This is a genomic window from Phycisphaerae bacterium (assembly GCA_018003015.1).
Taxonomy (GTDB): Bacteria; Planctomycetota; Phycisphaerae; order UBA1845; family PWPN01; genus JAGNEZ01.
The window spans coordinates 1-26,024 of sequence record JAGNEZ010000002.1; the positions used below are offsets into that span (position 1 = coordinate 1).

Genomic DNA, 26,024 nt, shown 5'->3' on the forward strand with positions numbered 1-26,024 from the left:
TAGCCCTGCGGTTCGCGAACCTCACCGCCGGTGAACTCCGGGAGCAACGGCCGCCGGGCACGATTCGCCCGGCCGGGCCGTGCAATTCGGCACCTTCGTGCTGGCTTTTATGCAACTGGGGGGTAGAGTAGGCCACGGTGAATGGCCACCGTCGAGATGCTGTGAGCGAAATCGTCGGCGGTGTATCGCCAGACCGGGGCGGCGCTGACGTCGCCCGACTTGGTCGCATCGATGGCCCAAAGACAGCCGGGACCGTCGTTGCCGCTCTCCGGGGCATGCCCGACGGCGATGAACACCTTGTTGTCGACGAAGACCGGGGTAGCGACGGCATGCCCCAGGGATCCGCGGTCGGCGGCCACATCGGCCGGCAAATGCGAGTTGCAGTTGAACTTCCAGAGCGGTTTCCCGGTGGCAGGCTCAAAGGCGTATATCCAGCCGTCGCCGCCGGGGAATACGACCTGGGGCCGGCCGTTCACCAAGCCACACGCCGGGCCTGACCACTGGCCGGCCAGGATGCGATCGCCGGGCGAGTGATCACCCCAGACGAGCCGGCCGGTGGTTCGGTCTACGGCGATGAAGCTGGGGGCCTGCGGGGCCGGAACCTGCTCGGCGGTGATGTCGGTGCCATTGCCGGTGACCACGAAGACCAGATCGTCCCACACCAGCGGCGGGGAGGCCGAGGCTTGGTGGGGCGAGACGCCAAGCTCGTGGACCATATCGAGCGTCCACACAAAATCGGCCGCGGCGAGGCCATGGGCTTTCTCATTCGTGACCGGGCCATCGTTCGTGCCGTCAAGGAAGCCTTCGGTGTCCAGGCAAGCGAGTTCGCCGCGGTTGCTGACGTAGTAGACGCGATCGCCCAGGACACAAGGCACCGAGGAGATCCCAATCTCCGGCCAGTCGAGTTCGGCTGGGGGCTCGAGCTTGTCATGGACGGCCTGCCAGAGGAACCTGCCATCGGCTTCCGCGAAACACATCAGCACGCCCTTGTCGCCCTTGATCGCCGGGTTACGCGGCCTGCCGTTGTTGGTGCCGATGAAGACCTTGCCGCCGGCCACAACGGGATTGCCAAAGGTCTGGGAACCCAGAGTGGCTACCCATTTGAGGTTGCCCCTGTCGTTGACCCCCCACTCGGTAGGCAGGTTTCGCTGGTTGGAGACCATGTTGCGGTCGGGGCGGCCGCCCCACATGGGCCAGTCCGCGGTTGACGCGACGGAGGTGGGCTGGGGGGATTCGCCGGGAGCAGGGACGGTGTTGGTGGGGGGGGATGCCTCGGCAAGTGCGGAGAAGGATGCCCAAACGAGGATCCTGACTGCCACCCGGGAACGGTGAAGGGAGGCACGACGCGAAGGGGCTGGATCCGCTCGTTTCATCTTGAGGGTCCTTATACCCAAACCTGGTATCACTGTCACCGGGGGACTCGGCCTCCCTCCTAAGGACGGGATAACGGGACAGTCCCGTTTATTTCGAACGCCTATTCTCCGGTCAACCGCCACTTCTCCGCTTGCGTGGACGACCGCACGGACCAAGCGACCGCTCCAGGCCGAGCTTCCGCACCGAGCTTCCGCATCGCGTTGAGTCCGGCCCGACGCCCCGAGCGAATGCCCCCCAATCTCGCCCCGCCTGCCAGCTGTGCCCAATGGCTTCGTTTGGCCGAGCACCCGTTCCTGTGATCCTCCCTCTTGGAGAGGTTCCCGGGGTGCAGGCAACGCGTCGGCAGCGGTTGATTCAGGCCCGGCGCCATGACAGAATGGCCCCTGGCCTAGGCCCCAGGCAAACAGCTCGGTGGCCTTGACTCTTGCCCCGCTTGCCCATGGTCCCCGCAGACGAGGAGACCGCATTATGTCCGTTCGACCTGCCCTGACCTGCGTCGTTGCATGCCTGGCTCTGCTGCCCGTCGGGAAGACGCACGGGCAGCCGATGACTCGGCCGTCCACCTCTCCCGCTCCCGGTGAACTGCCGCCGGGGCATGTGCAGGGCGACGTGGTCAGCTACTCCTACGTGCCCATCCGAACCTGGGCCCCCAAGGAAGGAATCGGGATCCTGCCTTACCTCTTCGAGTACAATCTGATGGCCTTCGACGACCGGCAGCCCCTGGAAAACCTGCACGCGGAGAACGTCCGCCGGATCGACATTGCCAGTCACTGGTCCACCGCCATCCAGCTCTACAATCGGCACGACCGCTTTCGAGATGAGATCGTCAACCTGATGATCCGCTGCTACCGACATCGACAGCTGATTATCTTGAGCGCCCGGCCCTCCATCAAGGAGGGGAAAAATGGCTTCGAGAATCTCGGCCATATCCTCGACCAGCTCTGGGGTGCTCGGGATACCGAACTGGTCGATCCGGAAGGCGATCGGGCCACTGGAAGCCAGCTGATCAATAACATCCTGGCTGCCAGCGTGGGCGACGAGGAAGAGTGCGGCCTTGGAACGGACGGTCTCGAGAGGCTCTTCGCCGACTTCGACCGCCAGATCCGGCTTCGCGAAAAGGACGACCGCCGACCCTTCAGCCACATCAAGGCCTGGTTCAATATGATCGGCTATGCGGCACTGGACTACAACGGCTGCTACGCGGCCAGCCAGAACGACATCGAGAAGCACCGCCGGGTCAAACTGCCGCCGAATACCCAGGCCATCGGCGTGGACGTGTACCACTACTGGTTCCATCAATACAGCCCCTTTGACCCGGCGGACCTGTCCATACCGCGGGCCCGGGTCCGAGCCCACGCCGACGAATGGCAGCGCATTCGCACCAGGTACTATCCGGAGGGACTGCAGGTCCGGGTCTGCAAGGACAGCAGCAATCCCGCAACTTGGACGCCCGAATGCTGGAACGACACCCACGCCCTCATGGACGCGATCCAATTGGCGGAAGCCAGGAACGCCATGATGTGGTACATCGCGGTATGCGGCCAGCTCGGACCGGCCGGCAAGGAGACCACCTACACCACGCCCATCGAGACCATGCAGGCTTACTACGACCACCTCAAGGCGGGGCCCTGGGTCGCACTGGCCTGGTGGGTCTTCGGCTCACACCAGACCTGCCGTGGCGGACTGGAGTACTATGACCGGACGCTCAAACACTACACCCCGGCCCACCCCCACGGCGAACCCTACACGCCCGAGATGCTCGACTACTGGCAGAAGGAATACGTGGCCTTCAAAACCCGTATCTTCAACGACGTCGTCTACGGCCAGTTCCGACATCTCAACGGCTCAACCCCCAAGAAGGTCGGAGGCCGTTGACCCGCGGCCAGAGGCGGGAGGAGCTCTCACCAAGCCGGCAGGAGCTGTTCATTCCCCGGCGGATACAGGCGGAGAGACGCATCGGTACCTAAGGGCTCACCGTGAACCAGACCGTCTCGCTGTGGTCCTCCAGGGCGGTCACCTGGACGTGGTGACTCCGGCCGGATATACCCACCACCTGAATCACCGTCCCAATCGGGAGATCCTCATAGTTCCACCTAGTGCCGCCAACACGAATCTGCAGGTCTGCGTCCAGCGGATGCCCGTCCGTGTCCTCCACCTTGATGACGATCCCATCCACCGTGAGCATCTCCTTGCCGGCCACCCGGCTGTCCCGGCTCACCATGCCCTGGAAAAGGGCTACCGGCATCGGCGACGACGACGGGACCGCCCCCACCGGTCGCTCCACGGCGGCGGCAGGGGCAGGCCCCTGATTCCGGCCAACGGCCGTAGTGGCCTCCGCCAGGGGCTTGGCATTCAGGAAGAAGTCCGCAATGTCGCCGTCCGCGGCAACCTGGTCCTTGATGTGCCTGAATACCTCCGCGGCGTGCTCGCGGTCACCGACGAAGTGATAGACGAAACCAACCACCAGCAGAGCGTCGGTATCCCCCGGCACATCCTGCAGCCGCCGCGCCAGCTGGTCCCACTGCCGATCAAAGTCCGCCGGGTCGCCATACGCGCTACGCACATCCATCGCAGAATCGACTACCTGCGGGAACAGCCGGATCCCGCGGCGAAGGGCCTCCGCCGACGCGGCATAGTCGCCGGTCGCAAACCGGGCCATGCCGTACGACAACCATGCATCCACGTTCTGCGGGTCGGCGTTCGCAACCCGCAAGAACAGATCGGCCGCTTCGTTGTACCGGCCATCCCGGAAGTACTGAGTCCCGGTGGTCACCATCTGCTTCAACTGGTCCGCCGGCAGGGCCAGGGCCGAACCGGTAGTCGCCACCGCGGGCTGAACAGGAGGCGCGACAACCACGGTTTGCGCCACCACAGGGGCCGACACCACGTAGGTCGAGGACGCGACGTAAGCGGGGTAGTAGACCGGGTAGACCCGGGGACGCACGAAGCACGCACTGTAGAAACCAAACCCGAAGTGGTGCCGGTCGGCGCGATGGCCGCGCCAATGATCAGGACGAGGCGGGTACGGCGGAGGAATCTCCCCTCGACGCTCGCCGTGCGCCGGACGCAAAAAGCCGGCCAACCCACGATTCCCCGGTCGGTTGAACAGGTCGCGACCGGCCGATGGCGTCTGCGTGAAACGCCCGGAGAAGGGCATATCACCTCGCTGAGGACCGCTGCGCTGCGACTCGTGACCCTGAAGGGAGCCCTGTCGCGGGGCGTGGTTGCCGAGGGCAAGCGGCGCGCGACTGCGTTCGCTGCCGTCCGGTCGGGAGACGGTCGGTGCCGACCTGTCAGCATGGTTGGGATTCAGCGCGATCGAGGGGGTCGAGCGGCGTTCGCCTGCCTGGGACCCCGCTCGGCTCGGCAAGGACGGCAGCCGATCGGCCTCCTTGCGGAGGGCACCCGACAGCGCCTGCGGAATGCTGGGGCGATCAGCGGATGGCCCCGATCGGAAAATGCTCAGAGGTGACGCCGAGGACGGCACGCGTGCCGGCGCTTGCGCCCCCGGCGCCGGGCGGCCAGTCGGCGAGGAAGACGACGAAATGCGCGGCGCAAGATTGGGGACCGACTTGGAGAACCCGGCGTTTGGCTCCGAACGACGAATCATGGGAGCCCAATTCGGTTTCATTTCGCGACCGGCGGGGCTTGACCGCTCAAACGAACGCGATACCGCGGGCCGCGAAGAACGCTCGATCTTGACCGGTGAGGCGGCCGGCGCTCGGAACGCCGGCTGACGCTGGCCGCTCCGCCTTTCAGGCCGGGCAGCTCCGTCGGCCGCCGTCGCCGCGAGGAGGAGTACCGCCAGTGCTGTGGAACGAACACGCCAACCGTAGGGGGCACGAAGAAGATGGAACCAGGCCATCGCAGCCTGCCAACCGCCGCCGGCCGGCTTCAACACCGCCACGGGCGGCACAGCGTTCGGAGTAGAGCGGTACATGGCAAACCTCCAGGAACGCAACTCCGGGAAACCCCGGCCGCCGGTTCCACGTAGCTTGGTCTCTTGCCAGACGCTCAAGCTACCACCCGGCCAGCGTTCCATAATACTTGACACGGAAGAACAATATATGTTTGGAAAATATCGTCCAGGAGGGTCCGCAAAGGCTCAATTCGCTGAAAAAGACACCCGGTCGGCTTCCGCCGGCCAGTACGGGCATCAGAAACGACCACCGGGGCGGCCGCTCCTTCTCTCCAGGAAGGAAGGCGGTGCCAGCCAGGAAAGAGCCTTTTACTTCACGAAGAAAATCCCTACTTTAGTTCCTTTAGACTCTACTGGGTGGTATCGGAGCGGTCGGCACGGGTGCGGCGCGCCCACGAGCCCGCGCTGACCCAGCCTGGGCTCTTATTCGAACGGTCGATAGTCTCAGCACGGCCGCAGGCGGAGGAATCACAGGTTCACTTGCATCCTCACGCCATAGACGACGGACACATCGTGAGCCTCGCTTCCACCAGGATCCATGATGACCTGGAGGTCCGGCGAAATATGGAGCCAAGGAGTGATGGCGATGTTGTAGTAGACCTCGACGCCTTGTTCGCAGTTGTATGCGTCCGGCATCTTGTTGCTCAGATCGAGATAGTAGTAGCCGACGCCGAAGGTGTCGTTGTCGCGTGTGGGAATGACTCCCTTGCCGCCGACACCAAAGCTGTAGTGGTGGGCAATCGCCGAGGCGTCCTGCCGGGCCCAGCCGAACCGGCCGAAGAGGCCGACGCCCTGGGTCGGATCGTCGCTTTCGGTGTAGAGGTACTGGTCGAAGTTGTAGAACAGGCCCACTTCGTCAGGGCTGGTGTCAAAGGGCAGGTACGGGGCCATCCAGCCCATGACCTTAGGCCCAACCACCTTGGTCAAGGTCGGTCCCAGTTCCTTGAAGGGTGACTTGGGTTGCAGATGCTGCTTCTCCATCGAGGTCCACAGGAAGCCAAAACGCTGGTTGCCCGGCAGGCCGAACGGCTTGACCTTGATATCCCATTCATGGAGCAGCGAGGTATGCGTCGGCCCGTGGAACGTGGTCTCGAAACCGGTCGTCTTGGCCTGGCCCTCGGCGTCCGTCACCGCAGTGCGGATGGACAATGCCTCGATCGGATTCACCACCGCTCCCACGCCCATCGTCGTGTATGGAAGAAACAACGGAATGACCGGATTGTTGCGCAGCGCCAGGTTCATGAACTGGGTGCGCTCGTCATTGGCGAAGACGTTGGTGTCGAAGGCCCGGGAGCCGTCGAGCTTGCCCGCCAGAAGAATCAGCTTCCCATCGAACAGCACTTGCTGGTAGAAGAACTCCGAGAGGGTCATCATGCAGCCCTCTCCAAAGCCGGGTTTGACCGCATCCATGTTGACCGGCATCAGCGAACCCACCTTGTTGAGAATGCCGTCGCCCCACTTGGGCTCGGCGTTCAGCACGAAGGTGCCGCCGTCCCACAGACCCATCTTGGCCGTGTCCAGCGTCAGCGTCAGGTCGCCGGATCCGGAATAGCGGTGACCGTTCTTCGTGTCCACGCCCCCGTGCGCATTGCCCTGCAGGATCTGCGTGACGTTGATGTCGAAAGTGATGCCGGCATCCGCCATTTGATTCCGGAGACCACCCCAGTCGCCGGTCATCTTCTTCCAGTCCATCCAGTTGTCGCCGGCGAAGGAGGCCTTCTCGCCGACGGCGGCGGTCTTCTCCTCCGCAACCGCCTTCTCCGCCGCGGCCTTCGAATCGCTGGCCTGGGCCGCCGCGGGGCTTGGTCCGCCCGGTTCGGCCGCAACCTGGGCAAGAGCCGCCTGGACGCCGATCGAAAGGAAGAACGCCGCTGCCAGTCTCCATTGCCTCATCATCGAACTCCTTTTGCCTCTGGTGGGCGAACCCGGGGTCGCGCCCACCGGTCGGAAATGCGCCGGGCCTGCCGCGCCGCAGGGCCGGATTGGCGGTATTCTCTACGCAGATCCGAAAAAAAACAATCAGCCTTGACATGGGGTAAATACCCTATACCTGGCCGGCGAGTACCTTTCATCGACAAGCGACCGGGCATCGGGTATTATCGCCCCCCGCAGTCCTGGTGGCCGTCGTTCCCGATGCGCCTCCATTCGGGCTCGTGAACCCAAGGGCAGTATCTTCTCGAGAAAGGCGATCGCATGCAAATCAAAGTATTGCTTGAAGAACACGAGATTCCTCGTCAGTGGTACAATCTGGGTGCGGATCTCCCCAGCCCCATGCAGCCGCCCCTCGGTCCGACGGGGCAGCCGGTCCGGCCGGAGATGCTCACCCCTGTCTTTCCCATGAATATCATCGAGCAGGAGGTAAGCCGAGAGCGATGGATCACCATTCCAGACGAGATTCTGGAGATGCTCTATCGCTGGCGACCCACTCCGCTTCACCGGGCGGTCTTCCTGGAGCGAGCCCTGAAGACGCCGGCCCGCATCTATTACAAGGATGAAAGCGTCAGCCCGCCGGGGAGCCACAAGCCCAATACCGCCGTCGCCCAGGCGTGGTACAACAAGCAGGCCGGCATCAAGCGAATCACCACCGAGACGGGAGCGGGACAGTGGGGCAGCGCCTTGGCATTCGCCTGTCGCCTGCTGGGTCTGGAGTGCAAGGTGTACATGGTCCGAATCAGCTTCGATCAGAAGCCGTTCCGCCGGTTGATGATGGAAACCTGGGGCGGCAAGTGCATCGCCAGTCCAAGCACGGAAACCCAGACCGGCCGGGCGATCCTCGAGCAGGATCCGAACACGCCAGGCAGCCTGGGCATCGCCATCAGCGAGGCCATCGAGGACGCCGTGGGCGATGAGACCGGCAAGACGCGGTATTCCCTCGGGAGCGTGCTCAACCACGTCATGCTGCATCAGACGATCATCGGCCTCGAGGTCAAGAAGCAGTTCGCCAAGATCGGCGAGAAGAAGGTCGATGTGGTCATCGGATGTGCCGGCGGCGGCAGCAACTTCGCGGGCCTGGCGTTCCCGTTCATGGCCGACAAGATCGCCGGGGCAGACATCACCATCATCCCAACCGAGCCGAGCAGCTGCCCGAAGATGACCCGCGGGCCGTTCGCCTACGATTTCGGGGATACGGCCGGCATGACCCCTCTGCTTCCGATGTTCACGCTGGGACACACCTTCGTGCCCCCGCCCATCCACGCGGGGGGACTGCGCTACCACGGCATGGCTCCGCTGGTCTGTCAGTCCATCGTGGAGGGCTTGGCCGAGCCGAGGGCGATCCACCAGATCGAATGCTACGAAGCCGCGGTCCTCTTTGCCCAGACCGAAGGCATCATCCCCGCTCCGGAGACCAGTCACGCCATCGCAGCCACCATCCAGGAAGCCAACAAAGCCAAGGAAGAGGGCAAGGAGAAGGTGATTGTCTTCAACTTCAGCGGCCATGGACTGATGGATCTGGTTGGCTACGAGAAGTACTTTGCCGGCCGGCTGGAGGACTACCCGCTGCCCGAGGAACTGATGAACCGATCGCTGGCCGCGATCAAGGACCTGCCCAAGCCCAAACCGGTCCGCACCGGCCGGTGGAAATCGGCTCGCGCTGACGTGGTGTGATCAGGGCAGGAGGTTGCGGACCGCCCCGGACAGCATGCCCCGAATCGTGAGTGTTGGGCAGATGACGGACGATCCGTGCGTGACTTCGCCGAGCCCAAACGGCCCTGCCGGCGAGGGGACGCGTGCCGTCAACCTGCTCCTGTTCATCGGCGTGTTCTTCGTGACATGGGCCATCCTCGCCAAGACACTCTGGTACTCGCCGGCCAAGCCCTGGCTCGACGCGCGGTTGGGCAAGCAGGCGGCCGACGTGGCTCTGTCGTGCCTGAAGGCGGCTATCTGGCTGGGTACCGCCGCAATCTTCCTGCGATGGCGAGGATGCTCCGACGGGCTCGCTTCGCTGGCTCTCAAGGACCACGTCTGCCGCGGTCTGTTCCTCGGTCTTGCGATCGGGGCGTTGTCCCTGGCGAAGGACTTCATCCGGGTGACGCATATCGAGCACCGGGAGCCACTGCCGCTGTCCGATCCGGCAGCCTTGGTGATCATGATCATCGGAGCGCCGTTCATCGAAGAAGTGCTGTTCCGGGGGTGCATCCTGCAGGCGTTGAGGCAGCATGCTCGCTTCGGGTGGGCGAACCTGGCTCAGGCGATTCTCTTCTTTGCCATCCACCTGCCCGGCTGGTTCTTCGCCGGTACGCTCACGACCCACCTCCACCCTGGCACGTCACTGTCCATCTTCGTTCTCGGCTTCTTCCAGGGCTATCTGCTCAAATGGACCCGGAGCCTCTGGCCCTGTGTTTTGCTCCACTTCGCGAACAACTACGGAGCCCGGCTGTGACGGCTTGTCCGCCGTGCCTTGAGCCAAGCGGTGGGCGCTGCCGACCAGGGTCGAGGGGGCGGGATGATCGTCGGACATGCCCCGTGCAGCACCCGTGAAGTGTCTCGAACGTTGCCCGCCTCGCCACGGTCAGCCAATCGTCCATCCGCGTACGGTTGGGCTTCAGGTCGATGTCTCCGAGTCATGACTGGACATGGACGGTCCCGAACCGCTGAATTGAACCTCCGCCAACGGCGGGTCATAATCCCCTGCATGTCACCGCGACGAGCCATGACCATCATGTGTCTGCTGGTCGGCCTGTCGTCCGTCGGCCTCCGTGCGGGGGACACGGTCGCGACCGCGCAACCGCGTCATTCGCCCGAAGTCGAGGCCCTGCTGACCCAGGTACAGCAGGCGGGCATCCGCTACTTCGATGCGTTTGGCCATCCGGTTTCGGGTCTGGCCCGGGAGGGTACCGGTCACGGCCCCGACGTTTGCGCCGTCGGCGCGACGGGCATGGGGCTCTTCAATCTGATGGTCGGCGTCGAGCGTGGCTTCCTCACCCGGGCCCAGGCCGCGAGGCGGATTCGCCAGATGCTCCGGTTCCTGGCGACCAAGGCCGACCGATTCCATGGCGCCTTCCCGCACTGGCTCGACGGGCGGACCGGGAAGGTCATCCCGTTCAGTCCCAACGACGACGGCGCGGATCTGGTCGAGACCGCGTACCTGGCTCAAGGGCTGATCGCGGTGCGCGAGTACTTCTCGGCGGACGATCCGGTCGAGACCGAGTTGCGCCGCTTGGCCGAGAAGATGTGGCGGGAGATCGAATGGGACTTCTTCGTGAAGGAGAAGAACGCCGACGCGTACCTCCTGTGGCATTGGTCGCCGCGGGTCGAGTGGAGGATGAACCACCCGGTGCGCGGTTTCAACGAGTGCCAGATCACCTATCTGCTGGCTTTGGCTTCCCCGACCCACGCGGTGCCAGCCAAGTGTTACTGGCAGGGATGGCAGGGCCGTGACTATGCCCGAGAGCGCGAGCACTATGGCGTTCATGTCTCTCTGGGCCGAGGCCTGGAGATGCCTCTCTTCTTCGTCCACTACTCGTATCTCGGGTTCGACCCCCGAGCGATCTCCTTCGAGGGCAAGACCTACTTCGAGCACTTCCGGGATCTGTGCCGCGTGCAGGTTCAGTATGCCCGGGTCAAGAGCGGCACCTTCGCAGGCTATGGCCCCCTGTGGGGCTTGACGGCCTGTCTCGGTCCCGACGGCTACAAGGCGTTTGCCCCTGGTGATGGTGACGACGGCACGCTCGCTCCTACCGCCGCCCTGTCCAGCATGCCGTACGTCCCTCAGGAGAGCCTGTCCTGTCTGCTGGAGCTGGATCAACGCTACCGGGCTCGTCTGTGGGGCGGCTACGGCTTTGCCGACTCCTTCAACCTCTCTCGGGCCTGGGTGTCGAAGACTTGGCTGGGAATCGACCTCGGGCCGATCGCCCCCATGATCGAGAACTACCGGACCGGACTGTGCTGGCGGGTGTTTATGAAGGCGTCTGAGATCGAACCCGTCCTGCGGCTTCTCCGCGAGCCGCAATCCGGGCCCAAGCCCAGCTGAACGCAGGGCGTCCCGCCGGCTTACGGGCTGTGATCATGGGCGTTAGAATGGTCCCGTGTTGGTGCATGGCCGACACGGCGAGCGAGCCCGTGCGCACAGGAGGTTGGGTCGTGAACAGTATCACTCGACGACGGTTCTTGAATCGGTCGCTGGTTTCGGCCGGGGCGGCAGGGGCCTCGGCGGCTGCTGCCCGAGCGGCGACGGTATCGTCGCTGGCCTCGGTGAGCACGTCGATTCTGGGCGCCAACGACCGGGTGCGGTTCGGGGTCATCGGCACCGGCGGGCAGGGCCGCCACGATCTCATGACCTTCTTCAAGCATGACAACCGAGGCCTCGAATGTCCGGTGATCTGCGACGTCGACGAGGCGATGCTCGATCAGGCCGCCGCGTGGCTGCAGAAGAACGGGAAGAGCCCGCCCGACCGGGTCAAGGATTTCCGCAGGGTGTGCGATCGCAAGGATGTCGACGTGGTCCTCGTCGCCACCCCGGACCACTGGCACGCCCTGCAGACCATTCAGTGCATGCAGGCGGGCAAGGACGTCTACTGCGAGAAGCCGCTGGCCAACAGTATCGGCGAAGGCAAGGCCATGCTGGACTGGGCCGGCAGGACCGGCCGGGTCGTGCAGATGGGTACTCAGTGGAGAATGAGCAGTCATTTCCGCGAGGCGGTCGAGCAGGTGCAGTCGGGCAAGCTGGGGCGGATCCGGCTGGTTCGCTGCTGGGCGGCGTTAGGCTGGTTCCAGAGCCTGGGCAAGGTGGCGGACTCCGAGGTGCCAGCCGGCGTCGACTACGACATGTGGCTCGGGCCAGCGCCCAGGCGGCCGTTCAACCGGGCCCGGTTCCACTTTGCGTTCCGCTGGTTCTACGACTACGCGGGCGGGCTGATGACCGACTGGGGCGTGCACCTCCTCAACATCGCTCTGTGGGCGATGAACGCCAGTGCTCCCAAGCGGGTGGCCTCCACCGGCGGCAAGTACATCTACCCGGACGACACCGCCGAGACGCCGGACACGCAATGCACGCTCTATGATTTCGAGAAGTTCACGCTGGTCTGGGAGCATCAGGCCGGTACCGGCCACGGGCCCGAGCATCGCGAGCATGGCTGCGCGTTCTACGGCACCAACGGCACCCTGGTTGTCGACGGCTCCGGCTACGACGTCTATCCCGAGGGCAAGACACCGGTTCCGGCCCTCAAGAAGAACATAGAGGAGGAACCGGAACTGTGCCGGGTGAAGCTGGTCGGCGATTTCCTGGAGTGCTGCCGCACCCGCAGAAAGCCGGCCGAGGACATCGAACTGGGCCACTGGGTGACCACCGTGGCCCACCTGGGCAACCTGGCCCTCCGCACCGGTCGATCCATCGAGTACGACGTCGAGAATATGAAGGTCATCGGCAACGATCTGGCCAACGCGATGATCACCAATCCGTACCGCCGCCCCTGGGAACTGCCCAAGGCGTGAATCGCGTCCGGCGGCAACGGCCGGAGCTATCGGGCCCGCGATTCGCTGTCCGGCGTTCCTGGCGGACGGGCTTCGACGTCGATGAAGTCGTCATCCCGTTGTGGCCCGAATGACCCCGGGGTGAGCAGGGTGATTCTGGTCCGCAGCCTGCGCTTCATGTCGGCCCGGACCAAGGCCCGCACGGGTGGCAGGAAGAGAAGCAGACCGGCGATGTCGGTGAGCACGCCGGGCGTGATCAGCAGGATACCTCCGATCAGGATGAGCAGCCCGTCGACCAGGCGATCACCCGGCAGGCGTCCGGCGGCCATGTCGGCCTGAATGCCCTGGATCGTGCGCCATCCCTCATGCCGGGCGACGGCCGCGCCGACGAAGCCGATCAGCAAGACCATCGCGATGGTCGTGCCTGCCCCGATGCGGCTCCCGATCTTGATCAGGATGGCCAGCTCAACCAGCGGCACAAGGGTGAACAGCAGCAGCAAGCGGAGAACCATTTCAGCGGGTCGGGCTCCCGAAGGGGCTAGGTTCTGCAAACCGGTTGCATCCTACCAGCACGCGGTCAATGCGACAAGAACGCCTGAAAGTCTCATAACTCCCGCGGTTTGTCGGTTACGCGTGTCCCTGATTCGATTGGCGATCACTCCCGGCTAAAGCGTCCGGCCGGAAATCCGATAACGCCAGTGGGGCGCCGCCTCTTGAGCGGGCGCGTGGACGTAGATGGAAGGAATACGCCGAGTGTCAGCCGAATGTTCGATTATCGTTCCGGTGTTCAATGACGGGGCTTCTCTGCCCAGCCTTCATCTCCGTCTTACCGCCATGCTCCGCCGGCTGGCGATTCCGTATGAGATCCTCTACGTGGATAACGGGAGCACGGACCAGACGCCAGACATCATCAGCGCCCTGCACCGCGAAGAGGGTGCGGTCAAAGGGATCATCCTGTCGCGTCGGTTCGGGCGTCAGGCGGCGCTGTGTGCCGGGCTCGAGGCGGCCACCGGTCGGTCGGTCATCACCATCGACGGCAACCTGGCCGACCCGCCGGAAGTCATTCCTCGGCTCATCGAAGCCTGGCACGAAGGCTATGAGGTGATCTTCGCCCGTCGCCGGCGCAACAAGAACCTGGTTCACCGGGTGGCCAGCCGGATCTGCCGTCGGATTCTGCGCCAGGTCAGCGAGGTGCCCATTCCGACCGACACGGGCGAGCTGACTCTCATGGACCGCCGGGCGGTGGAGGAACTCAACAGCCTGCCGGAACGCACCCGGTTCATTACCGGTCTGCGGAGCTGGGTTGGTTTCCGTCAGGCGGTGCTCGAGTACACGCCTGAGTCGCCCAGGTTGGGAGCCGGTCCGGTTTACTCTCTGTCGCGGCAGCTGCATACCGTCGTGGAGGGCGTGCTGGCTTTCTCGAGTGCTCCGCTCAGGCTCATCACCACACTGGGATGCGCGGTCGGCCTGATTTCGATGGCCGGTCTGTTGATCGCCGGTTTCCGGTTCGGGATCGTCGATCCGGGAATCGCCGGATCGCTGCTGGTCGGCTGTGGTCTGGGATTACTGGGGGGCATTCAACTGATCTGTCTGGGGATCGTGGGCGAGTACATGGCCCGGGTCTACCAGGAAGTCCGCAACCGCCCGCTGTATGTGACGCGCGAGCGAGTCGGTTTCCTTCCGCACCCTCGAGCCGTTCGCAACATTCTCGAGTTCCTGCCGACAGAACCTACGGGTGTTCAGGAGGTCGCCACGGACGTCCTGGTCCGTGAGACCCGGCTGGTTCAGCCGCTTGAGCCGCTGCGGGCCGAGACAGCTTGATCATCTGCGACGTCCTGGTTCCATGTCCCAATGGTGGTTGACCATCAGCCATGGGCCACGGCCTCCGCGGAGGGGCTGGCCACGTCTTCGGCCCTGCGGGCCCTCCCCGCTGCTCCGAGTTGACAGTCGTCCGGGCATGGGATACGGTCTTGGCCAACGCCTGAGGTATCATGCCATGAAGGGTTGGTTTTCCCTTGCGACATCGTGTTCGGGCATGCTTGCGGTGGTGCTGGTTGCGGGCTGCAGCGACTGGATGGGCAAGTCCAAGAAGCCGACGACTCGCCCCGCCGGCACGACCGACAGCATCTCCACTGCATCCCCCCAGCAGGCCACGCTGGCCCTGCAGGGTGCCATAGGTGCGGCCACCTACGTCGAGGGCGGCCGGCTGCTGCCCGTTCGCGGCTACGGTCTGGTGGTCGGGCTCGGTGGAAAGGGCAGCCGGAATTGCCCGCCCAGTGTTCGTGACTACCTCCGCAAGGAACTCGCCCGCCAGCGGGTGACCAGCACCGGCGACGATGACAATGTCCCCAGCCCCGACGCACTCCTCAACAGTCTGGACACGGCGGTCGTCGTCGTGGATGCGGAGGTACCGGCCGCCGCCGCCAAGCAGCGCGCCTTCGACGTCCGCGTTCAAGCGATGGATCCCGACACCCAGTCGATCGCCGGCGGTATCCTCCTGCCGTGCGACCTGAAGATCTACCGCGAGGTCGGGCCGGCCGAGGTGATTGAAGGCAAGACCCATGCTCAAGCCCAGGGGCCGGTCTTCACCAATCCGTTTGTCGGAGGAGCGAATGCCGGGACCACCGTCGACCCGCGGGAAGGGCTGGTCATCGGTGGTGGCTCGAACCTGGTCGTGCGCAAGGTGGAGATGGTCTGTGTGGTCGAATCGTACTCCGTGGTCCGCCAGATTCGCGACGTCATCAACCGCCGTTTTCCCACCACACCCCCCGCTGCAGATGCGATCAGCCCAACGACGGTGCAGTTGACGATCCCGGCCGAGTACCGGGGGCGCGAGAACCGTTTCATCGAGAAGGTCCGCTATCTGCCCTTGACATCGTCCAACGCCCAGCTGGAAGCCCGGGCCAAGGCGTTGATTGTGGAGTTCACCCGCGAGAACGCGCCCCTGGAGGAACTCAGTCTCGCGGTCGAGGGCGTCGGGCTCTCGGCAGTGCGGATGCTTCAGCCTCTCTACACTCACCCGCGCAAGGCAGTCAACTACTACGCCGCCCGGGCCGGCTTGCGGCTGGGAGACAATCTGGGCGTCGAGGTGGTGGTCCGACATGCCGAGGACCCCAAGAGCAGCTATCGCCGGATGGCCGTCCGGGAACTGGGGCATTGTGTCCACAATCCTCGAGCGATCGCCGCACTCCGTACGCTGTTGACCGACCCGGAAGTTCAGCTTCGCCTTCTGGCCTACGAGTCGCTCCGCGACGCGGATCCGGAGGGCATTTCCCAGGTCGTGGTCGGCAAGAAGCCTCAGAACTTCGTCCTCGAGGTCGTCGAATCCAGTGGCCCGGCGACGGTCTATGCCCGCCGCAGCCAGTTTCGGCGCATCGCCCTCATCGGGGGCGACCGAATGGTCTGTCGACCTCCGCTACTCTACTCCCAGCAGGGCAAGCCGATCACTCTCTCGGCCGATGAGGGCGACAGGAGCTTGACTTTGATCCGCAAGAACGCCTCGGGGGGCATCCTCATCGGTCCCATCCAGGTCCCGCCAGACGTGCCCACCCTGGTTCGGTTCCTCGGCCAGGACCTGAGCCGCAACTTCGAAGGCAAGGTCGAGGGGCTCGGGCTCGACTATGCGGTCATTCTCGATCTTCTGTACCGGCTCAGCGAGCAGGGCGGACTCAGCGCGGATGTCCGCTGGGAGGAGTCCAGCATCGAGGACCTGTTCGGCCCGGTGGCTCCGGTTGGGCGCCCCGAATCCGAACTCTGAGCCCTGACTCGGCTAGTCGGGCATGCTGTCGTCGCACGGGGCATGGCGGGCAAGGCCGGGACGCCGAGCAAGAGCCTCCCGTCATCGAAGCCTGCGAGAAGGCGGCGCGTCGAACACCGGTCTACGCCGGTCCCGGGCGATGTGGGGCGCGTTCCTCGGCGTGCCTGCCCGCGGTCTCACCTTTTCATCGGCGGTGTGGGTTCTCGGACTCCTCGCTTGAAGTTCCGGTAACTGCAGCATCGTGGTTATCGATTGCTGCGCGGTCGGATTCGAAGGTCAAGTCGTTCCCTCGCTGACCCGAAAATCAGGCTAGTATTACCATGCCATACGCAATCGATCTCAACTCGCGGCAGTCCGTCCGGACGCTGGAACAGGCGATCCGGCATGGGGCTGAAGTCCTGATTGAGCCGAGAATCTGGCCTGACGGTGAGCCGATCCCGTGCCGGATGCAACCGCCGTCCGTCGCCGGCTCCAGGGCGGCGCTGGCTTGCCGGATCATGGCTGCGGCCGATGCTTCTTCCGCCAGCCGCGAAGCTCAAGTGGTCTTGGCCAACGAGGCGGCCTTCACCACCATGCTGGCCCGCATCGACGCCCTGGTCGGCACCTACTGCGACCTTTCCATCAGGCTGGGCGACCATCTGTACCTCTGTTCCTGCGACGTCTTGCGGATCGAGAAACCCGCGGCCGCAGATCACCACCCCGTGGTTCATCTCACTCGGCCGGAGACGATCCAGGTGACGCAGCGACGCCGGTTCCACCGGATTTCGCTCGCGGATTCGACCAAGATTCGCCTTCACTGGATTCGCTCCGACGATACCGCCGACGAGGGCATCGGCTGGATCTGCAACATCAGTGCCGACGGTCTGGCCTGCCGAGTGGATGCTCATGTCGCTGACCGGCTCTGGATCGGGGAACAGATCCAGGTCAATTTCGCGCTCTCGCCGACGGACACCCAGCGGTTCATGCTCGAAGCCACCATCTGCAGCAAGACGCCGACCGGTACCGAAGGCAAGGTGATGATCGGGGTTCAGTTCCTCACCGGACCGTCACATCAGTATTCCACGCAGGCCGTGGAGTCGCTTCGTCGCCGGCTGCTCAGCCGCCACCTGCTGACCAGTCGGCCTGCGAAGGAGGAGGGACTATGACGAACATGCATCCCCTGGGGGCCGATCAGCAGGCGGAGTGGCTTCAGGAAGCGGCCGGTGATCGGGTTTCGCTCACCATCAACTACCACGGTGTTGGAGCCTGGGCCACGCTGAAGTCCCGTCTGTTGCGCGCCGATCGATCCGGCGATCTGTTGGTGATCCTCTATCCGTACGTTGCCGACGGCGCTCAGCCTGAGATCGTCGTCGGGGAGAGCCTGGGCGTCGCATTCCGCCGTGGACACGAGAAGTGTGTCTTCGAAAGCCAGGTGATCGGTCGCACGAACTATCCCATGGGTGGGGGGATCGAGGCACCGGTCCTGGAGATCGCCTGGCCGGACAGCGTTCACGAATTGCAGCGGCGCCTCTTTTCGCGGACCCGGGTTCCGCCCCGGGTCGTTATTCCTGTCGATGTGGCTCGCTGCCAGCCGGCCGCCGACAAGCTTGGGCAGTCCGCCCGCGGCGTGCTGCTGGATCTCTCGGCCGGGGGCATCAGTGTCGCCTTGCCGGAAGCCAAGGGGCCTCGCTGGAGGGCCGGTGACATCCTGACCTGCAGCTTCGCTCTGGAGTCCGGCCGCTCGGTGCAGAAAGTGACCGGGACATTGCGGCACTGTGACAAGACTCCCGACGGCCGGCGGCGCCTTGGCCTTCAGTTCGTGGGCCTGGAGACATCGGCCAGCGGCCGGCGGACCATCGAATCCATCGCCCGGGTTGCCAGCCGGTTCCGCCGCCTGGAAATCCCCGAGTGCCGCTGAGGGGTGCCTGCCTCATTGCCATCCGGGGGGATCGGCTTCGGGTTGAATCCGCTTCTCTCATGCCTGTAGACTGTCTCCGGTGTTGTTCGCGCCCGCGGGCCGAACGGCGCCATCCCTCGCCAGGCGGAAGCGTCTGCCGCCCAGGTTGAAGGACCTGCCTGACACGGGAGTGGTGGAATGCGCATCCGTGGAGCCCGGGTCGTTGCGGCGATCGTGGTTGGACTGGTCCCTTCGCCGTGTTTTGCATGGGCTGGGGACGGGCACCGGATCATCGCCGAGATTGCCGCTCGCCAGTTGGATCCCAGAACCGAGCAGGAGATTCGGGCCTTGCTCGGCGACAAGTCGATCGTAGAGGTGGCCAACTGGGCCGATGAAATCAAGAGTGACCGCAGCTACGATTGGGCCAAGCCGTTGCACTACGTGAACGTGCCGGCGGGGGCCACCTCGTTCAAGATGGATCGCGACTGCGCGAAGAGCGGGTGCGTCGTCTCCGCCATTCTCGACTATCAGACTGTGCTTCTCGACGAGAAGGCCACAACCGCCCAGCGGGCTGAAGCGCTGAAGTTCCTGATCCACTTCGTCGGCGACATCCATCAGCCTCTGCATGTGGGGCGGGCCGTGGACCGGGGAGGAAACGACATCAAGGTCGAGTTCTTCTTCGATCGGACGAATCTGCATGTGGTCTGGGACGAGCTGCTGATTCGCCGTGTGAGGAAACCCTGGTTTCAGTACGCCGAGGAGCTTCGTACGAGGATTACGCCCGAGAGGCTCGCCCATTGGCAACGGAGCAGGGATGTCTGCGCGTGGGCGACGGAATCCGCCAAGCTGGCCGCGGACTTCGCCTACCAGGTCCCCAGGGATGGCCAGATCGCCGAGGCGTATTTCGACCGGACCATCCCCGTCGTGGAGGATCGTCTGTTGGCGGCCGGGGTACGATTGGCGGTGTTGCTGAACGGAATCTGCGGGGATCGAAAAGCGACCGCGACGGCACCGGCTTCCGGGCCGGCTCCGAACGTTCCGGAGGGGAGCAGACCCGCGATCGCCGGGCGTTTGCCGCGGGGGGTGGCAGCAGTCCGAGGACAGAAGAACACCGGGGCAGGCGGTCGCCCGCTCGCCCCGGCGCGGTTTCGGTTCTCACCGTGATTCCATCTGCTCCGGTCGTTACTTCGATTCCTCTCTCTGCTCCTTTTCCTTCACCGGGGCCCCCTCGTTTTCTTCGCCGGCTTTCAGCGGCCGGCCGAGGCGCTCCGCCGTGTTCTTCAGGGCTTCCTCGAAGGCGGTCATGCTCATCCGTTCTGCGTGGCCGTCCAGGAAGAGTACGCCGATGCGTTCCTTGCCGCCGCTCGGTGGTCGCTCGTAGGCCAGAATGTCGCCCGGATTGCTCTTATCGGTATGGCCGGCGACGTAGATGTAGGAACACTTGCGGCTCGGGTCTCGATCGAGAGGTGAAATGAGTATCTCGGGCTTGATCGTGCCGGCCTTGAGCAGAGTGTTGAGATCGGGAGGGAAGTTGCCGTGGTGCTCGCTTGCATACATGTGCAGGCCGATACCGATACTCTTCAAATTGGTGAGGGAGACCATCTCCCTCGCGGTCTCCCGGGCCCGAGCCAAGGACGGGAGCAGGATCGAGACCGCCAGCGGGATCGCCATGCCACCTTCACCCATCGAAGGGATCTCGACGGGCAGCGGGCCGTGCCCGACCATCATCCAACCGTCGGGTACCGCCACGAGACACCCAACGTCCCCGAACAGGTGCTTGCTGATACAGGTCAGCGAGGGCAGCACGCTCGCGTCGAGCTCGAGTCCCTCCCCCTGGCCGATGGACAGCAGCAGTTGGGAGACGGGCAGGCCGATGGCATAGAGTTGACGTACCCCTTCGGCCGTATCGCTGTAGACGACTGAGCTTGCCCCCTTGGGCAGCAGCTGGTAGCCCCGCTGGAAGTCGGCATTGTCCAGCAGCGACGGCCCCTGGTTCATCATGTGGTCGAGGGCCGTACGAACCATCTGCGGGTACAGAGCCATGACCCACCGATTCTTGTAGATCGTCCAGGCCGGGGCGATCGGCATGGGGACGCCCGGGCAGTTCACGAAGGTGATCGTCTGGTCGCGGTAGGTCTCATGTTGGACAGTGACCTGGTCCTCGGCGTCGGCGGCTTCCGCGATCGCCTTGACGATGGCCTGCAAACCTTGATCGAGTTTATTGTCCGCCTTGACCTCGGCGATGACGGTCAGCCCGGTGAACCAGAAGCCCCCGGCGCTGGGCGAGTTGTACCAGACCCACGTATCCCCGAACCCGGCTAACAGGTCCTCGTCTACCTTCATCCCGAGCCGTTTCTCGACCTCGGCGATTCCCTGTGAGACGGGATCTGCCACCTCCGGGCCGAGAATCTTCGTCAGATTCAGCCCCCACCGGTATAGCTCAGCCACGTCCCCGTTGTCGACCGATGCGCTGGTGGCGTCCTTGGGAACGAGGGCTAGATCCGCGTCGGTCAGCGGCTCGCCGCACAGCCCGTTGCCTTCGCTGCGGCCCATGCCGGGGACGCGGGCGAAGAAGGTCGTTCTGAACCCACCCGCTTGCGGGGTCTGGACCAGAGTGAGCGACTCCAGCTTACCGAGGCCGGTCTCGTCCAGAACCTTGCGCAGTCCGCCAGGCACACCCAGGATCGGCACATCGCCGGCCGCGAACATGGCCTGAAACGCCTCGAGCGTTCTCACCGTCTCGGCCAAGTCGAGATACAGCAGGGGGGGGGCACCCGAGCCGCCGGTGGCCTTCATGGCGGCCGTGAAGTGCGGCGAGCCGGTCAGTCGCTTGACCCCGTCACTGCCAATGAGCAGGTCCGTCGTCTTGGTGCCCAAGGAGACGATGAAGTCATCACCGACCACACCCCAGCGAATCGGCATCAGTGGGCCGAGGATGGCCAGTTCCTTCATCTTCAGCTTCGAGTCTGCCGGCAGCGTGGTGGCGGCGTCGAGCGGCAACTCCGCCCGCCGGGCCAGCTTCTCAACCTGGTCCTGCAGCTTGGGTGCGTCCTTCCCCGCACGCACCACGAGGGCCGCATCGACCATCGTGCCGCCGCCGCCCACACTCCCCAGACCGACCGCGAAGGGATACTTGCCCAAACTCCGCGCCAGATCACAAGCTACGCCCGCGAGCTCCTCCTCCGCCTGGCTGGCCGCCTGTTTCTTGATCAGAGCGACCAGTGCCGGCATGAGCTTCTCGCGGAGTGGGGCCATCTGAGGCTCGGCCATGATTCTGCCCAGGGCGGTATCCTCGCAGCTCTGGGACAACTGGTCGAGGCCCGGCCAGTTCAGGTACAAGATCGTTCCTTCCGGGAACAGGTCCGACATCTCGCCTGCCGAAACGGCTGGACAAGCCACCCCCAGCCAAAGCACCCCGATCCAACTCCATCGCGCGACCCGACTCATCCTTCGCTCCTTTGTGTTGAAGTTGTCAGCTGTCAGTGAATACGTGTCATCGGCGCTATACGCGCACCCGGCCTTCAGGGTCTCATGATCATCCCTGGTCCCGGGGGTCCAGGACCATGCTATATTGACGTGTCGAGACCGCCCCATGACAGAATTCCGGGAATCCGTCGCGGGTGTCACATCGCTTCGCCGACCGCTGGCCGGCTGGCGGCCATGTGGCCCGAGCCTCACGCAGTTCCCAGCCCCGGCTTGCCCAGGGACGTCAGGGCGACATTGAGCCAGTACCGGCACTTCTCATCGTGCTTGGCGTCCGGGAGCCTGCCGAGCACCTTGGCGAGGTGACCCTCGGCGATCTCGTACTGGTGCAAATCGCGGACGTAGATGATCCCCAGGAGCAACCGCACCTGGTCTGCCTCCTGGGCGGTGGGGTATTGGTTGAGGAACTTCTCGTAGGTGGCGGCTGCCTGGGGCAGTCGGCCGCTGAAACAGAGTTGGTTGCCGATGTCGAGCTGCTGCTGGCGGGGCAGGACCTGCCGGGGGTCGATCTCCATCAGCTTCTCGTACAAGCTGGCCGCGGCATCCCGTTCGTTGCGATCCAGGGCGTCGGTGATCTCGGATCGAAGCGTGACGATCGGGTCCGAGACGATCACGGGTTCCCCGTGGGGCCCGGCCACCGCGTCGACGGAGACGGGGCGTGCGACCCGCCCGTACTGGGCCCGAGCCTGGGCGTTGGGGTCGCCCATGGCCGTCGCCATGGCCTGCCGCTGCAGCCACCGGCGCCACAGGGCAACGACGTCGAACTGGTCGCGTGGCATGGCGTGCAGCCAGAGCATGAACACCAGGGCAAGGAAGCCGAAGAAGTAGCCCGCGAGATGGGCACCAAACGCAACATTGGAGCCGCCGACCATCTTCGGAGCCATGATGTTGTCCCACAGGATCAGCTTGAAGACGATCATGAGCATGCTCGGCAGCTCGAACGTGCCGATCACGATGAACCAGTAGAGGACAGTGATGTGGCTGCGCGGGAAGAGGGCCAGGTAGGCGCCGGTGACGGCCGCGATCGACCCCGAAGCACCGATCAAGGCCTGGTCGTTGCCGAAGCCGTACGCTGTGGCGGCAAACACGCCGCCGGCCAGGTAGAACAGGAGGTACGGTGCGTGACCCATCTTCGCGTTGACCGCGTTGCCAAACACCCACAGGAACAGCATGTTGCCCGCGATATGGGCGAAGTTGGCATGCAGGAACTGGTAGGTGAAAAACTGGTAGAGCTCCGGCGACTGGCCGTCGAGGACGCCGCCGCCCAGCCACACCGCAAGCGTGGATGGCTCAGTGTGCCGACCGCCCGTGTGGCTTGCCTGGGTGAGCAGGAACGCAATCAGGTTCGCGGTCACCAAGCCGTAGTTGACCCACGGCGTGCGGCGGATGGAAGTATCCGTTGAGATGGGAATGAACATCTTCTGCTCTCGGCCCCTTTGGGAGCGGGACCCGCTCCGCGTGGTCTGCTCCCCGGCCCTGCCTTGGGGCGCCCGTCGGGCGGCATGCCTCTGCCAGATCTTGTAGCTCGCCGGCCTACTTCGGTGAGGTTTCCTGGTTGCCGCCCGCCGGTCCGCCGCTGGCAACATGCACAAACGCCATCTGCAGTTCGTACAGCGTACCCTCGACGATCTTCTTCTCGACGTCGTCCAGGTTGTCGCCCGTCTTCTGCCGCAAGAGAGTCAGCAGGTCGATGAAGTGCTTGGCGACTGCCAGGTCGGGCGGAATCGGCTGGCCGCTGCGGGGGTCGGTCACCAGGCCCAGTCCGACGCTGGCCTGCAAGGCGATCATCTGCACGATCTCGGCCAGATGCGCCGCGGGCAGGCTTCCGCTCTCCTCGTGCTCCCGGGTCTGTCGGTCTGCTTCTTCTTTCTCGCGCTGGGCTTGGGCTTTCCAGTCGTCATCGACGATGATCTTCGGCTGCTCGTTGTTGGGGTCCGGCATTACTCACTCCCGTCACTGTCGCATCAGAGGACGTCCTGGAACCCGTGCGGCCCCGGCGTCATGCCGGCGAGTGTTCAGGGTTGGAGGACGTACTCCCGGTGCAGCTATTGTAGCCATGCCGTCCTGGCAAGCCCGTACCCGCCACGCGGCACCGCTATCATAGCAGCTCGGGACGCTGGGCGATAGGGTTCACAACCGAGCTGCCGTACGCCAACCGTGAGGACGTCGAGAACGGGATGAGCCGGCCGCTGATCGCCGCGTGCCGGGCACACGGGGAGCGGCAGGGCCAATGCTGCCTGGGCCGGTCACTCGACGTACGGGATCAGCTTGTGTGTGGGCGAAAGCAGCTGCTGTCAACGGATGAGGAAGGCTCGCGAAGGCGGGATGGCCTCGACCCATCAACTGGCCACCGGAAATCTCGACCATGCCCAGCGAGCAGGGCCCGAGCGATACCACGCCATTCTTGAAGGCCAATCAGGTGTTCTCGGGTGCGACCCGAGCCGGGTGCGGGATGGCGTCGCAGTACTAGTCAACCGGTGTTCGCTGTCTGTCGCTCCCCGCTCGGCACCCAGGGCAACGCCTTACTCGGCTTGTTCCCATACCCGCTCCGCCAGCCAGGTTAACCGCGCGGGCGGTTGGAGAGCATAGAAAAACTCCCGGTTGTCCGCCACCTTGTTGCTCGCCAGGTCCAGTTGCAGTTGTTCCACTCGCGTCTGGCAATTCCGTTCGAGACCGGGTTGAGATGCGATCAGTCGTTCGTTGAGCGTGCGGATGTCGCTGAACACCTGCCGTCGAGTCAATCGATTGCCGCGAGCGAGTCGCACTTGCGTTGATTGCCCGATGAGACTCTCACGCTGCCTGAGCAGGTCGGCCGGTGCATTCTCCAGGTATCGTTGCGGATTGAATCGCAGGTCGCGGATATGCAGCCGAGCGCGGGCCAGATCGCCGGCTGAGGCGGGCTGCCTCGGCAGGGGAGGGCGGAGTGTGGCCGTCACGCACGCGTAGGCGGGGGGCTCACATTGGCAGTAGGTTCGGATGATGCCATCGGCGATGCGGTCGTACTTGGCTCCCCCGATGCCGTGTATGAACAGATCGCATGCCAGCAGCCGGATCCACAGGGTCAACGCCAGAGCTCGCGGGCGAATCAGCCACGGCCGCAACTCGGCTAACGCGGCGTCGGGATTCACCTGCAGGGCTCTCTCGGCGACAGTCCCAACGCACGTCTGACCGGCCATCAAGTGGATCGTGTCACCCCGTCGGATCACCCACAGCCGCCGACGTCGCTGGCGGAGCTGGTAGATCCACAACGCGGTCTCGATTTGGTCGCCGTCGCGAGCCAGGTCCGGCAGCGGGCGGTTGGGACTGCGGACGCCGTACCGGCCTCGGTACTCGGCCAAGGCTGCGTTATATGCGGCCGCAAACCGCTCGGCGTTCAGCAGCAGGTCGGCCACGAACGGGCCGCCAAACGTATGGCTCACCCGGTGTTCCGGCAGGTTGGCCCTGAAAGACGCGTCGATCTGGGCTCTGCCCGCCAGATGCCCGGTGACGAGGTCGTCGTCCGGCTCCCGGTTTGGATTCGTGGCGTGATTCGCCCAGCCCTCCAAATACTCGCCGAGCAGCGATTGACCGTACAGATGGCCCATGGCGCTTCGCAGCCGCTCGCCCGCGACGGTCAACTCGGCCGGACCGAGTCCCGGCCATCCCTCATAGGCTGCGCCAGCCATCGCCTCGCCCATGAACGGGATGGCATGCGTCGTACACCGCCCATCGGTCCCGATACCCGGCACAACCACGTTCGGCGAGGGTGGAGCGTCGTTGTCTACCACGAAGTCGATTCCGGCCACCCCGCGGGATCGGGCGAAGTGGCTGACCGCCAAATGCTTGGCCCATACCCCGGGATGCACGAAAGCCGGCTGGTGGCCGCAAGCGATCGTCAGGCGGGTCGTGTCCAGCCCCAACTCGGCCCGCACCCTGGCTCGTGCCTCGCGGATCGGTATCCCGGCCAGCTGGAGCTCAAGTTGCGGCCCGGCCCGCGCGTTCTTCTCCATCAGCTGCAACCATGACTCACCCACCGGCTCGACGAGCACGTCGCCGTCCCCGGGCGGGGTCTGGATTCGATCGAAGTCAAGCATGGATGAGGTTCGTTCCCGCCTCTTCCGAACCAGCTGTAGGAGGCATTGTCCGCTCTTCAAGTGCGTGCCGCGCTTTCGCCCACGAACCTGAACCCTCGGGCTGCCCCGGAGGTCTCGAGGAGACACCGGCCA

18 protein-coding genes are annotated in these 26,024 nt (G+C 64.6%); 10 read left to right on the forward strand and 8 right to left on the reverse strand.

From position 1 onward, the window contains the following. Window positions 1–107: 107 nt before the first annotated feature. Complete coding sequence (locus KA354_00920; protein MBP7933181.1) at window positions 108–1,373, reverse strand: PQQ-binding-like beta-propeller repeat protein; 1,266 nt, start codon at window positions 1,371–1,373, stop codon at window positions 108–110. A 469-nt stretch (window positions 1,374–1,842) separates the two neighbouring features. Between KA354_00920 and KA354_00925 the strand changes: the two genes are divergently transcribed. Next, the gene (locus KA354_00925) at window positions 1,843–3,249 is read left to right on the forward strand and encodes a hypothetical protein (protein ID MBP7933182.1); all 1,407 of its coding nucleotides are present in this window, start codon (window positions 1,843–1,845) and stop codon (window positions 3,247–3,249) included. Between the two features lie 88 nt (window positions 3,250–3,337). Here the strand turns inward: KA354_00925 and KA354_00930 are convergent, their stop codons facing one another. Both KA354_00930 and KA354_00935 read right to left on the reverse strand, forming a co-directional pair. Then, entirely contained in the window at window positions 3,338–4,318 is a 981-nt protein-coding gene (locus KA354_00930) for a tetratricopeptide repeat protein (GenBank protein ID MBP7933183.1), read from the reverse strand. Between the two features lie 1,443 nt (window positions 4,319–5,761). Beyond that, window positions 5,762–7,189 carry a carbohydrate porin gene (locus KA354_00935; protein MBP7933184.1) on the reverse strand — a complete coding sequence of 476 codons (1,428 nt, stop codon included), beginning with the start codon at window positions 7,187–7,189 and terminating at the stop codon, window positions 5,762–5,764. A gap of 297 nt (window positions 7,190–7,486) precedes the next feature. Between KA354_00935 and KA354_00940 the strand changes: the two genes are divergently transcribed. The 4 genes from KA354_00940 (at window position 7,487) to KA354_00955 (ending at window position 12,724) form a co-directional block, all read left to right on the forward strand. Then, window positions 7,487–8,899: a TrpB-like pyridoxal phosphate-dependent enzyme gene (locus tag KA354_00940; GenBank protein ID MBP7933185.1), complete on the forward strand. Its 1,413-nt coding sequence runs from the start codon at window positions 7,487–7,489 to the stop codon at window positions 8,897–8,899. A gap of 61 nt (window positions 8,900–8,960) precedes the next feature. Then, entirely contained in the window at window positions 8,961–9,674 is a 714-nt protein-coding gene (locus KA354_00945; GenBank protein ID MBP7933186.1) for a CPBP family intramembrane metalloprotease, read from the forward strand. Window positions 9,675–9,926: 252 nt separating this feature from the next. Continuing rightward, window positions 9,927–11,264, forward strand: a complete 1,338-nt coding sequence (locus tag KA354_00950) for a beta-glucosidase (GenBank protein MBP7933187.1) — start codon at window positions 9,927–9,929, stop codon at window positions 11,262–11,264. Window positions 11,265–11,374: 110 nt separating this feature from the next. Continuing rightward, complete coding sequence (locus KA354_00955) at window positions 11,375–12,724, forward strand: Gfo/Idh/MocA family oxidoreductase (GenBank protein MBP7933188.1); 1,350 nt, start codon at window positions 11,375–11,377, stop codon at window positions 12,722–12,724. A 26-nt stretch (window positions 12,725–12,750) separates the two neighbouring features. On the opposite strand, the gene KA354_00960 is transcribed toward KA354_00955, so the two are convergent. Continuing rightward, on the reverse strand, window positions 12,751–13,215 hold the full coding sequence (locus KA354_00960) for an FxsA family protein (GenBank protein ID MBP7933189.1): 465 nt from the start codon (window positions 13,213–13,215) through the stop codon (window positions 12,751–12,753). A gap of 241 nt (window positions 13,216–13,456) precedes the next feature. Here KA354_00960 and KA354_00965 point away from each other — a divergent pair, with 241 nt between their 5' ends. From KA354_00965 to KA354_00985, 5 genes are all read left to right on the forward strand, one after another. Further along, entirely contained in the window at window positions 13,457–14,524 is a 1,068-nt protein-coding gene (locus KA354_00965) for a glycosyltransferase family 2 protein (protein MBP7933190.1), read from the forward strand. A gap of 175 nt (window positions 14,525–14,699) precedes the next feature. Further along, entirely contained in the window at window positions 14,700–16,460 is a 1,761-nt protein-coding gene (locus KA354_00970) for a flagellar basal body P-ring protein FlgI (protein ID MBP7933191.1), read from the forward strand. A 320-nt stretch (window positions 16,461–16,780) separates the two neighbouring features. Then, the gene (locus KA354_00975; protein MBP7933192.1) at window positions 16,781–17,605 is read left to right on the forward strand and encodes a PilZ domain-containing protein; all 825 of its coding nucleotides are present in this window, start codon (window positions 16,781–16,783) and stop codon (window positions 17,603–17,605) included. Next, window positions 17,602–18,357, forward strand: a complete 756-nt coding sequence (locus KA354_00980) for a PilZ domain-containing protein (GenBank protein ID MBP7933193.1) — start codon at window positions 17,602–17,604, stop codon at window positions 18,355–18,357. Before KA354_00975 ends, KA354_00980 begins: the two co-directional genes overlap by 4 nt. A 177-nt stretch (window positions 18,358–18,534) precedes the next feature. Further along, entirely contained in the window at window positions 18,535–19,500 is a 966-nt protein-coding gene (locus KA354_00985) for a S1/P1 nuclease (GenBank protein ID MBP7933194.1), read from the forward strand. Window positions 19,501–19,518: 18 nt separating this feature from the next. On the opposite strand, the gene KA354_00990 is transcribed toward KA354_00985, so the two are convergent. From KA354_00990 to KA354_01005, 4 genes are all read right to left on the reverse strand, one after another. Continuing rightward, the gene (locus KA354_00990; protein MBP7933195.1) at window positions 19,519–21,783 is read right to left on the reverse strand and encodes a DUF1559 domain-containing protein; all 2,265 of its coding nucleotides are present in this window, start codon (window positions 21,781–21,783) and stop codon (window positions 19,519–19,521) included. Window positions 21,784–22,010: 227 nt separating this feature from the next. Then, the gene (locus tag KA354_00995) at window positions 22,011–23,237 is read right to left on the reverse strand and encodes a rhomboid family intramembrane serine protease (GenBank protein ID MBP7933196.1); all 1,227 of its coding nucleotides are present in this window, start codon (window positions 23,235–23,237) and stop codon (window positions 22,011–22,013) included. Between the two features lie 115 nt (window positions 23,238–23,352). Next, window positions 23,353–23,760 (reverse strand): DUF1844 domain-containing protein, encoded by a 408-nt coding sequence (locus tag KA354_01000; protein ID MBP7933197.1) that lies wholly within the window; start codon window positions 23,758–23,760, stop codon window positions 23,353–23,355. Between the two features lie 581 nt (window positions 23,761–24,341). Next, entirely contained in the window at window positions 24,342–25,892 is a 1,551-nt protein-coding gene (locus KA354_01005; protein MBP7933198.1) for a hypothetical protein, read from the reverse strand. Between the last annotated feature and the right edge of the window lie 132 nt (window positions 25,893–26,024).